Raw genomic sequence first — 8,380 nt, 5'->3', positions numbered from 1 at the left:
GCGCGGGTACTGGAAGGTCACACACTCGCGGATGCGTTGAAGGATTTTCCCCAGATTTTCGATCGATTGTTTCGCGCCATGGTGGCGGCTGGGGAAAAAAGCGGGCATTTAGACACCGTTTTGGAACGACTGGCGGATTATCAGGAACGCCAAGCGGCCATCCGGACGCGCATCAAAATGGCCATGTTGTACCCGGCCATTTTGCTTTTTATCGCCATGGCCGTGGTGACGGGGCTGCTCATCTACGTGATGCCCAAAATTGTCGATCAATTTACCAGCATGGGAGGCGAGTTGCCCGTCTTGACACGCGCTATGATGGCTTTGTCTGACGTGTTGGTGCACCATGGTTGGTGGATAGCGTTGTTATTAGTGGCGGTGGTCGTTAGTGTCCGACGTTTCATTGGTGCTCGACCATCGAGGCAAAAGCGTTGGCATCAGTGGCTGCTGGTCTGGCCAATCGTGGGGCGAGTCAGCCGTGGCCTGAACAGTGCGCGTCTGGCGCGAACCTTGGCCATCACGACATCAAGCGGTGTCCCTTTATTGGACGGGCTGAACATTAGTGCCGAAGTCTTGTCCAACTTGGTGATGCGTGATGCCGTCAAAGAGGCGGCCGTGCGTGTGCGCGAAGGGTCCAGCTTGCACCGGGCATTGGCGGAAACAGGACAATTCCCGCCAATCATGTTGCATATGATCGCCTCAGGCGAACGTTCGGGCGAGATCGAAACCATGTTGATGCGCGTGGCCGAAGCGCAAGAGAGAGAATTTGAGAATATTATCGGTGTCGCGCTGGGGCTGATGGAGCCACTGGTCATTGTGTTGATGGGTGTTGTCGTGTTGCTTATCGTGATGGCAATTCTGTTGCCAATCTTTATGATGAATACTCTGGTGACGCAATAAAATGAAAGAAAAGGTGAACCATATGCGAAAAACGCAAGGCTTCAGTTTGATTGAAATACTGGTGGTTGTGGTCATCATCGCCGTGATGGTGGCGATTGTGGCACCTCAGTTTTTGGGTGAGGCAGAAAAAGCCCGTATCACCCGGGTCAAGGCGGATATCCAACAAATTGAAAGTGCGCTCGACCGTTTTCAGCTTGATAACGGTTTTTACCCGACCATGGAGCAAGGTCTGGAGGCTTTGGTGCGCAAACCTGATATAGAGCCTGAGCCCAAAAACTATCCACCCGGTGGCTATTTGAAGCGTTTGCCGAAAGATCCTTGGGACAACGAATACGTTTATGTCTATCCAGGTGAACACGGCGTGTATGACATCTACTCGCTCGGGGCTGATGGCGAGGAAGGAGGCGAAGGCGTGAACGCCGACATTGGCAACTGGGATGAACAGGACGAACGTTAAGCCTCACGCCATAAGTGGATTTAGTCTGATTGAACTGCTGGTGGTCATCGCCATTATCGGTGTGATGGTCACTGGCGTGACCTTGATGTTTGGCCGTGACGGTGCCGCTGAACAAGCCAAGACAGAAGCCATGCGGCTTGTCCAATTGTTGCGACTGGCCGAGGACGAAGCGCAACTGAACGGCGTTGAACTCGGCCTCGCCGTGGACGAGACAGGCTACCATTGGCTCACGTTCGTGGACGATAGGTGGCTGCCGATCACGGACGATAAACTGTTTCGCCCCCGCCACTGGCCCGAGGGAGTGACGGCATATCTCAAAATCGAACAATTTGGCTTCTCGGCTGACGATCAGCGTTTTCGCCTAGATGAAGGCCTCGGCCTGTCGGATGAACACAGCAATGATGATGTGGCTGATAAGGATGATTCGGTGTCGCCTCCACAGCGGCCACAAATTGTGGTGACCTCCGCCGGCGAGTTGACCCCCTTTGTGCTTCAGCTGGAAGCGCAAACACCATCTGACGCAGTGCGCTGGATGATTCGGGGTCGGTGGACAGGTGAAGTTGACATCAAAGGCCCACTGCGTGACCCGAGCGAGGCGGATGTCTGGTTGGAGGCAGCGCTATGAAGCTTCAGCGGGGCTTTACCTTGGTCGAAGTGCTGGTTGCGCTGGCCGTCTTTGCGCTTGCTGCCGCTGCGCTGATTGACTCGATCAACAGTGGCTTGCGTGCGGAACACAATATGTACCAAAGGACTTTGGCTTATTGGGTGGCGCAAAACCAGTTTGCCAAAATGCAGTTGAATAGTGATTGGCCTGCGTCTGGTGTGTTAAACGGTCAATCGGAAGTCATGGGGCGTCACGTTTGGCACTGGCGCGTGACCATCAAGCCCACGACCTTGCAACAACTGAAGCGCATCGAAATTGAAGTGCGGCAATCCCCCGAGCAAACCACACCTGATGCCACACTGGTCGGTTTTTTGGCAAGGAGCGGCCCATGAAACGATGGCGTGGCTTTACCTTGCTTGAAGTGCTGGTCGCCGTCGCCATTTTTGCGGTGATTGGCGTGGCCGCGCATGCGTTGCTTCAACAAGCGTTGGCCGCTCAAGCCGCTTCGGAAAAGCAGGGTGAAAAACTGGCTGAGTGGCAACGCGCCATGTGGCGAATGGAACAGGACTTTTCACAAATTGCCTGGCGTAAGACGCGAGACCCTTTTGGGGAGCCGGTCCCGTATGTGCGAGGTCTTGGCAGCACGGATGCCGAAACGACTTTCATTGAATTCACACGAACCGGCTGGCGTAACCCAGCCGGATTGCCGCGCAGTCAGCTTGAACACGTGGTTTATCAGGTGCAGGACGGCGTATTGTGGCGTCTGAGTTGGCTGTATCCGGACCGCGCTCGAGAGGAAGCCGACTTCAAGCGCGCGCTGCTACATCACGTCAAAGGCTTCAAGGTGCGATTTATGGATGACACAAATCAGTGGCGCAACGATTGGGCCAACGCGGCAGGCGCCAGTGATGTGCCGCCACCAAGGGCAGTGGCCATTGACCTTGAATTCGATTCTGGCGAAAAAATCCATCGACTGTTCGTGATCAGCGAGGGCAGTCTATGAGAGCGCAGCAGCAAGGCGTGGTCCTGATTACGGTATTGGTCATTGTGGCGTTGATCACCATCATCGCGACCAATGGTTTGGCAAAACTGAACATTGCGGCGCGTCGTACCGCAAATTTGATGGACGCGTCATCGGCTCGCTATTTTGTCGTTGGCGCCGAACAACTTGGTATTGCTGCGCTTGAAATGTCTTTTCCGAAGGGTAAAGGCAAAGGAAAAGGCGAAACCACGGTTCATCTCGGTCAGCCTTGGGCGCGCAAGGGGGTGGTTTACCCAATCGAAGGCGGCCGTTTGACGGGCGAGTTGGAAGATCTGAGCGCATGTTTCAACGTCAATGCTTTGCTCGCCAATAAAGTTCTCTCTCGTTCGCCAGAAGACGAAGGCTCGCCGGTGCGCACTGGCGGCATCCAGTTGAATCAATTGACGCACACCAAATTGCCCGGCCAGCGGTTATTGGAAATTCTGTTCGAACACATTTTGCCGGCAGACAGCTCGCTGACGCCACAGGCGCTGGCTGCGCGCATTCGTGACTGGATTGATCCTGACTCCGAGCCTTTTGGCCAAGATGGCGCTGAGGATTATGTGTATATGGCGATGCAACCGCCCTATCGGACGGCCAATGCCCCCATGGCGTCCATTACTGAATTGCGTCTGATTCAAGGCATGACTGACAAAATCTATCGCGCCATCGCTCCGTATCTTTGTGCGCTGCCAGATAAGGAAATGATCACCATCAACCTCAATACCATTGATGAAAACCGCCCCGAATTTTTACTCATGCTCTATTCTGGCTTGACAGAGGCACGCGCCGAAGAAATTTTGCGCAATCGCCCAAAAAATGGCTTTGATTCTGATAAATTCTTGCAACAATTGGGCAATGGTGTGAAAGTAAGGCCCGAGGCGAAGGATATGCCCGCCTTTACAAGCGACCGTTTCCTATTGAAAGCGCGGGCAGAGGTGCGGCGTGGACGAGCCTATCTTGAGTCAATGATTATCCGTGGAAAACGCGGGCGCTTCGAGGTTGTGCTGCGTCGCTTTGCCCCAGAGTACGAAACAATAGAGCGTAACTTAAGATAATGGTGACCTTTCATTTATACCTACAAAATGGACTCAAACAGCCATTTTTGTGGTGGGTGACGGCTGATGATGGTCGCACCGTGGCGAGTGGCGAGACCGATTGGTCGAAACTGGCAGAGCTCGCAGAACAATGGGAACGTCCGACATGCATTGTGTGGTTGGATGGCCGCTTGGTGCGGTTTGTTCGCGCCAAGGTCCCAGCGCGCAACCGCCAGCAGCTCCGACGCGCCTTTCCCTATGCGGTGGAAGACTGGTTTGCGGAGGATGTGGAACAGCTGCATTTCGCCCTGTCTGAACCGGATGACGACGGTGTCGTGTCGGCACTGGTGGTTCGCGAAGACGTCATGCAGACATTGGCAGACCACTTTCGGGAATTGAATTGGGCGCCTACTTTGGTGACGGCGGATTACAGTGCGCTCAGTGGTGGCGCTGATGTCGTTCGGCACCCCGAAAAAATTTTGCTCCATCTTATGGGCAATGCGCCAGAACATGATGCGGTGGGCGGCTTCGAGCCAAGCATTGGTGACGCCGCATTGGCGCTGTGGCGTTCGAATCATGACGATATTGCGCCAAACCTGCGCGTCATCGGCGAATCGGCGGAGGAAGGTGCGTCGCAAAACGCAGACTGGTCGCAGGTGTTGAAAAAACCGGCCGTGGGCGCCATCAATTTGTTGCAAGGTCGACATATAATCCGTGCCGAGCGGCATGGTGCGTTAAAAATGCTGCGACCTTTGCTGGCGAGTGTGACCGCCGTGATCATCTTGTTGGTGGCGTTAGGGACGATCAAATGGATTGACCTGTCGCAGCGCGTCAAACAATTGACCGAGGCCCAACGTATTGTCTTCCAAAAGGCGTTTCCCGGTGTGCGTGTCCGCAATCCCTATCGCCAAATGCGCGCCATGGCACGCAATCAAGGCGATCCATCGCAGGGCGATTTTCTCACCTTGTTGGCCGTATTTCATAAAGTGTATGCCAGTACCAAAGACGTTGAGGTGACGTCGGTTCAGTACCGCGCCAAGCGCAATGAATTACAGGTCGATCTTGTCGCGCCGGATTATCAAACCTTTGAGCAGCTCAAAACAGCGCTCGCTCGGCAAGGCATGCAGGTCAAACCGATCTCGGCCAATCGAAACGGTGAGCGTTATGTTGGGCGGTTGATGTTTTCAGGAGCCTCCTCATGAGTCGTATCAATGACATCAAGGCAAAGTGGCAGGCATTGCCCGTTCGCGAACAACGACTTGTTTTGCTGGCCGTCGGTGTGCTGTTTTTTGGACTGGTTTATGTGGGAGGGGTTCGACCCTGGTTGGCGCACCTTGACAGATTGCAGAACAAGGTGGCGACCTTGGAAAAACAATTGGCATGGATGAAATCGCAGGCACCAAAACTGGCGCAGAAAAGCGGTCGGACGGCTTTTCGAGGTTCGCTGACTCAGGCAGTCACGGACAGCGCACGGCGTTATGGCATTGTGCTGAATCGCGTGCGGCCAAGAGAACCGAATGGCGTGCAGCTTTGGGTCGAACAAGCCCCCGCCGAGCAACTGCTAAGCTGGATTCAGGCAATGCGAAACCAAGGGTTGGTGATCTCGCAGATTCAAATCAACAAGAAAAAATCCGGCATTGTCAGTGCCAGCCTGACGGCAGAAGGGTAGCGGTGGCATGAAAAAACGATGGATCTGGTTTTCGCTATTATTTGTCGTATTGTTGGTCGCGCTGGCCCCTGCGTCTTTGCTTTCACAGACGCCGGTGAAGGCCGGGCAGTGGTCTGGTCGTCTGTGGTCCGGTACGGCACACGACATCGAATTGGCTAACACGCACCTTCACACGGCCAAATGGCAGGTGCTGTGGACGGAACTGCTGAGCGGTTGGTTGGCGTTGCAATTGACGCTTGATGATCCTGGTGTGAAAGCGCACACAAAACTGTTTTGGCATGCGCCACAATGGCGACTGGAAGGGCTCACCGGCGAGATGACGGCGGCGTGGCTGTCAGAGGCATTCTTTCGTGGCGTTCAGATGGCTGGCGATGTGTCTTTCACCTTTCAACAGCTGGCCGGCACCGAGCGCCGTCTGACCGATGCGGACGGACGCTTGCAGTGGCACAATGCTGCGATTCGAACGCCTTTTGTGCAACGGCTTTTGCCCCTTGGCAATCTCCGACTGGTCGCCAAACCGGCCGAGCAACATATCGACTTCGTCCTAACCAGTGATGCCCCTTTGCGTTTGAACCTGAGTGGCCGCTTGGCGCCGGACGGTGGCATTGTTTTGGCTGGTACGATGGCCGCGACGACCCTTCCGGAGATTGATCGAGTGGTGTCGCTAATCACCCAGGGGTATGACAGTGGCAAAAGAAAAATCCAGTTCGAAGGCAGGATTCCGGGATGGTAGCGCAACACATCGCCATCGATTGGGCGTCGATTGACATTGTCTGCTTTGACATGGATGGCACCGTACTGGACCTAGGTTACGATAATGAGTTTTGGCTGCAAACGGTCCCCAGACTCTATGCCGAAAAGCATGGCTTACCAGAAGCCGAGGCGTATGAGCGAGTGCTCGCCCTGTACGAAGCGCAAAAGGGCAAACTGACTTGGTATTGTCTCGACCATTGGACCGAGGCACTTAAGCTACCGCTCTTGGAACACAAAAAACGAATGGCCGACAAGATTCGTTTCCGACCAGGGGCGGAGGCACTGATTCGGTGGTTACGCGCCAATAAAAAACTGTGCTACCTGGTCACCAATGCGCATCCTGACGTACTGGCGATAAAACTTGAGCAGACAAGCATGGAATCATGGTTCGATGTGATGGTAAGTGCCCACCAACTTGGGCTGGCGAAGGAGCAACCCGGGTTTTGGCAGCGTTTTCAGCAGCAATACCATCTCATCCCTGAGCGAACTTTATTCATTGATGACTCTGAAAACGTACTGGCAGCCGCCGAGCAAGCCGGGATTGGACAATTGCTCGCCGTGGCACAACCTGATTTGTCACAACCGGCACGACAGCAAAGTCGCTATCCACTTGTCCATGACTTTTTTGCTATGATGCCAGAATCCAACGAGACAGGTTGAGGCATGACCCGATTACCTAAGGTGCTGCATCAGCAGATCATCGCCAAAACACGTATTTTTTGTGTTGAGTCCTTGGATTTGGAATTCAACAATGGCGAGCGACGTACCTATGAAAGGCTGGTGGCCGGGGCGCGAGGGGCCGTGATGGTCGTGCCAATTACGGATGATGGGAAACTGATCCTGATTCGCGAATATGCCGCTGGCACACATCGCTACGAGCTGGCTTTTCCGAAGGGACTGATGGAAATGAACGAAACACCAGCGGAGGCAGCCAACCGAGAATTACGCGAAGAAACGGGCTTTGCCGCACGCAAATTCACGCCGTTGAAATCGATGACCCTTGCGCCGGGATACCTGACACACCAAATGCATTTGCTGCTTGCCGAGGATCTGTACCAAGCACCGTTGGTTGGCGACGAGCCAGAACCGATCGAGGTGGAGCAGTGGCCATTGGCCGATGCTGAACGCCTCATTCAACGAGATGATTTTTCTGAAGCCCGCTCCATTGCGGCGTTGTTTTTGGTTAAGCAATTGCTACAGGGTAGAAATCACCATGACAGATGATGCCAGTAGTTCGAAATTAACGCCTCTCCTGAAAGATCTCATGCAATCGGCACGTACCATTGCCGCTGAAGCCAGTTATCGAATCCTTGACATATACATTCGTGAAGACGTGCAAATCTCCACCAAGGCAGACGACTCACCGCTGACCCAAGCCGATATGGCTGCGCATCACCACATCCTAGAGCGGTTGTCGGCTCTGACGCCCGATATTCCTGTACTCTCGGAAGAAAATGTCGATGCCATCCCACTCGAAGAACGTTTGCGTTGGAAAACCTACTGGTTAGTCGATCCTTTGGACGGTACTCGTGAGTTTCTGGCCCAAAACGGCGAGTTCACGGTCAATATCGCCCTGATTGATCACCACAAACCGGTGATCGGTGTCGTGGCCGTGCCGGCCAAGAAACTGTCCTATTTTGCCGCCCGCGGCCATGGTGCCTATAAAGCAGGGCCTGATGAAGTGGCGCACCCCATCCATGTCAACACAGAACGATCTGAAGACCACGTCCCTTTGGTGCTCACGTCACGTCATACAGGGCTTGAGAACATGGAAGCGTTTCTACGTCAGCTTGGCTCGCATGAAGTCAAGGCCATTGGTAGTTCAATCAAAATATGCCTGATTGCTGAGGGCAAGGCCGATTATTACCCGCGTTTGGGGCCAACCAGTGAGTGGGATACCGCGGCGGCGCAGTGCATTCTGGAGGAGGCTGGTGGTGCGGTC

Annotated in this window: 12 protein-coding genes; all 12 read left to right on the top strand. The window is 54.2% G+C overall.

The features are described from left to right. Positions 1-897: type II secretion system protein GspF (locus tag D6694_09965; GenBank protein RMH40572.1), on the top strand; the 897-nt coding region annotated here is incomplete at its 5' end. 1 nt (position 898) lies between these two features. After that, the gene (gene gspG / locus D6694_09960; protein ID RMH40571.1) at positions 899-1,354 is read left to right on the top strand and encodes a type II secretion system protein GspG; all 456 of its coding nucleotides are present in this window, start codon (positions 899-901) and stop codon (positions 1,352-1,354) included. Continuing rightward, entirely contained in the window at positions 1,335-1,979 is a 645-nt protein-coding gene (gspH, locus tag D6694_09955; GenBank protein RMH40570.1) for a type II secretion system protein GspH, read from the top strand. The genes gspG and gspH overlap by 20 nt, the downstream gene beginning before the upstream one ends. After that, a complete protein-coding gene (gene gspI, locus D6694_09950) occupies positions 1,976-2,350 on the top strand; it encodes a type II secretion system protein GspI (protein RMH40569.1) in 375 nt (124 codons plus the stop codon). Before gspH ends, gspI begins: the two co-directional genes overlap by 4 nt. After that, positions 2,347-2,961 (top strand): type II secretion system protein GspJ, encoded by a 615-nt coding sequence (gspJ, locus tag D6694_09945; GenBank protein ID RMH40568.1) that lies wholly within the window; start codon positions 2,347-2,349, stop codon positions 2,959-2,961. Before gspI ends, gspJ begins: the two co-directional genes overlap by 4 nt. Further along, positions 2,958-4,037 (top strand): general secretion pathway protein GspK, encoded by a 1,080-nt coding sequence (locus D6694_09940; GenBank protein RMH40567.1) that lies wholly within the window; start codon positions 2,958-2,960, stop codon positions 4,035-4,037. The genes gspJ and D6694_09940 overlap by 4 nt, the downstream gene beginning before the upstream one ends. Next, complete coding sequence (locus D6694_09935) at positions 4,037-5,218, top strand: hypothetical protein (protein ID RMH40566.1); 1,182 nt, start codon at positions 4,037-4,039, stop codon at positions 5,216-5,218. The genes D6694_09940 and D6694_09935 overlap by 1 nt, the downstream gene beginning before the upstream one ends. After that, positions 5,215-5,685 carry a type II secretion system protein M gene (locus tag D6694_09930; protein ID RMH40565.1) on the top strand — a complete coding sequence of 157 codons (471 nt, stop codon included), beginning with the start codon at positions 5,215-5,217 and terminating at the stop codon, positions 5,683-5,685. The genes D6694_09935 and D6694_09930 overlap by 4 nt, the downstream gene beginning before the upstream one ends. Before the next feature lie 7 nt (positions 5,686-5,692). Beyond that, positions 5,693-6,418 carry a type II secretion system protein N gene (locus D6694_09925; protein ID RMH40564.1) on the top strand — a complete coding sequence of 242 codons (726 nt, stop codon included), beginning with the start codon at positions 5,693-5,695 and terminating at the stop codon, positions 6,416-6,418. Beyond that, on the top strand, positions 6,412-7,098 hold the full coding sequence (locus tag D6694_09920; protein ID RMH40563.1) for a GMP/IMP nucleotidase: 687 nt from the start codon (positions 6,412-6,414) through the stop codon (positions 7,096-7,098). The genes D6694_09925 and D6694_09920 overlap by 7 nt, the downstream gene beginning before the upstream one ends. A 3-nt stretch (positions 7,099-7,101) precedes the next feature. Then, positions 7,102-7,662: an ADP compounds hydrolase NudE gene (nudE, locus tag D6694_09915; GenBank protein RMH40562.1), complete on the top strand. Its 561-nt coding sequence runs from the start codon at positions 7,102-7,104 to the stop codon at positions 7,660-7,662. Further along, positions 7,652-8,380: 3'(2'),5'-bisphosphate nucleotidase (gene cysQ / locus D6694_09910; protein ID RMH40561.1), on the top strand; the 729-nt coding region annotated here is incomplete at its 3' end. The genes nudE and cysQ, both read left to right, overlap by 11 nt.

The organism is Gammaproteobacteria bacterium, from assembly GCA_003696665.1.
Taxonomy (GTDB): domain Bacteria; phylum Pseudomonadota; class Gammaproteobacteria; order Enterobacterales.
The sequence above is the reverse complement of the archived record's forward strand: the minus strand, read 5'-3'. Positions and strand labels throughout refer to the sequence as shown.

Bases quoted from the DNA above. Each gene is read 5' to 3' on its own strand.
- nudE (RMH40562.1), top strand. From the start codon at position 7,102: ATGACCCGATTACCTAAGGTGCTGCATCAGCAGATCATCGCCAAAACA.
- D6694_09940 (RMH40567.1), top strand. From the start codon at position 2,958: ATGAGAGCGCAGCAGCAAGGCGTGGTCCTGATTACGGTATTGGTCATT.
- D6694_09925 (RMH40564.1), top strand. From the start codon at position 5,693: ATGAAAAAACGATGGATCTGGTTTTCGCTATTATTTGTCGTATTGTTG.
- gspH (RMH40570.1), top strand. From the start codon at position 1,335: ATGAACAGGACGAACGTTAAGCCTCACGCCATAAGTGGATTTAGTCTG.
- D6694_09920 (RMH40563.1), top strand. From the start codon at position 6,412: ATGGTAGCGCAACACATCGCCATCGATTGGGCGTCGATTGACATTGTC.
- gspI (RMH40569.1), top strand. From the start codon at position 1,976: ATGAAGCTTCAGCGGGGCTTTACCTTGGTCGAAGTGCTGGTTGCGCTG.
- gspJ (RMH40568.1), top strand. From the start codon at position 2,347: ATGAAACGATGGCGTGGCTTTACCTTGCTTGAAGTGCTGGTCGCCGTC.
- D6694_09930 (RMH40565.1), top strand. From the start codon at position 5,215: ATGAGTCGTATCAATGACATCAAGGCAAAGTGGCAGGCATTGCCCGTT.
- gspG (RMH40571.1), top strand. From the start codon at position 899: ATGAAAGAAAAGGTGAACCATATGCGAAAAACGCAAGGCTTCAGTTTG.
- D6694_09935 (RMH40566.1), top strand. From the start codon at position 4,037: ATGGTGACCTTTCATTTATACCTACAAAATGGACTCAAACAGCCATTT.